This is a genomic window from Collinsella aerofaciens (genome assembly GCF_018785245.1).
Classification (GTDB): Bacteria; Actinomycetota; Coriobacteriia; order Coriobacteriales; family Coriobacteriaceae; genus Collinsella; species Collinsella aerofaciens_AD.
The window spans coordinates 1-1,340 of record NZ_WQPL01000028.1; the positions used below are offsets into that span (position 1 = coordinate 1).

The following is a 1,340-nucleotide window of genomic DNA, read 5'->3' on the forward strand; positions in this document are numbered from 1 at the left end:
CTCCACCGTTCCTTCAACTGGGAAAATGCCGCCCCCGGGTCCCGGATGGGGCCTCGGGGGCGTTCGGCTAACTGCGGGAACGGCCTATTTGCTCAATGTGTTCGGCTGAGATCGGAAATCAACCTTCCTCTTTTACCTCTCTTTTACCAGTAAACGTCTCAGTCAATCATCTCAACCTGTAACATCTGCAGGCCGTAATCCCCTCCAGATGTTACAGGTTGAGACAAAGATACAAGAACGGCCCCAGCGACAGCGCGGACAGCCCATTCTTTATTAGTCCTCTCGAACGGTCTCCAACAGATAATCGCGCATGTACGGAATTGCAAACGAAACACAGCCATAGCCCGCGGGCTCAATCAACCCCGCATCGATCAGACGCTTGCGATATGACCCAACTTTGTTCGCCGACAAACCCATCTTCTTGGCGATATCGCCGTTGGCGATATCGACGCCCTCGCATTGAGCCATCGCCGCGAGATACTGAAACTGCCGTTCCGACACCCTGCGCAGCGCTGGGGCAATCACCATAGCATTAAAGCTATCAAGAGCCGCCTGGATACCCTTACGAGCCGCCTCTTCGCTCACGCTCTCCGCCCCACTGCGCGCAGCAACCTGCCAAGCGTAATATCCGACCAGCTGGACCATAAAGGGATAGCCTGCCGAAGCTTTTGTTAATAGCTCAGCGGCACCTTTGTCGAGCTCCTTGCCCGCTCGTCTCATCGTATCCTCAAACGATCCGCCAACTTCAAAATCGGAAAGCCGAGTAAGTTCAACATGTTTGGCTCGCTGAAGGAACGTCAACGTATCATCCACCACCACGCCATCTACCGATGTCGGCAGCCCGGCGAAAGCGAAAGCGACATTCGCTCCTTGGCGGATCAAGAGCTGCATCTCATTGCCTAGCTCGCGCATTTCCTCAGTTGAGGCATCCTGGATCTCGTCGAGCGTAATGAGCAGACCACCGCGCTTCGCAGCATCGTACATCGCCTCGCCCAGATGAGAGGCCGACTTCGACATCTCCATGGAGCCAAGGCTGACCCCTAAAATCGATGGGGAAATCGAGATTGATTCAAGACGAACGTTTCGCTGCAGAGCCTCGAGGATTCTATTGCAAAAACCAGCATTGGAGGCAACATCAACGACCTCGAATCCTTTTTTGCGTGCAAGGTCACCCAATGCATTAAGGAGCACCGTTTTACCTGTGCCTCGGACGCCCGAGATGCGCATGAGTCGATCGGGGGCACCAGGACCATTCTCAAGCCTTGATTATCAACTTCATCCGAACACCTCCCACATTCATCCGCACATGTGCGGATGAATGTGGGAACCCGATACCCTGA

1 protein-coding gene is annotated in these 1,340 nt (G+C 54.4%); it reads right to left on the bottom strand.

Features of this window, described 5'->3' with window-relative positions:
- Window positions 1–273: 273 nt before the first annotated feature.
- Window positions 274–1,227 carry an AAA family ATPase gene (locus GPK39_RS06980; protein WP_215674629.1) on the bottom strand — a complete coding sequence of 318 codons (954 nt, stop codon included), beginning with the start codon at window positions 1,225–1,227 and terminating at the stop codon, window positions 274–276.
- Between the last annotated feature and the right edge of the window lie 113 nt (window positions 1,228–1,340).

Excerpts from the sequence above, each read along its gene's own strand:
- GPK39_RS06980 (WP_215674629.1), bottom strand. The coding sequence starts at position 1,227 with ATGCGCATCTCGGGCGTCCGAGGCACAGGTAAAACGGTGCTCCTTAAT.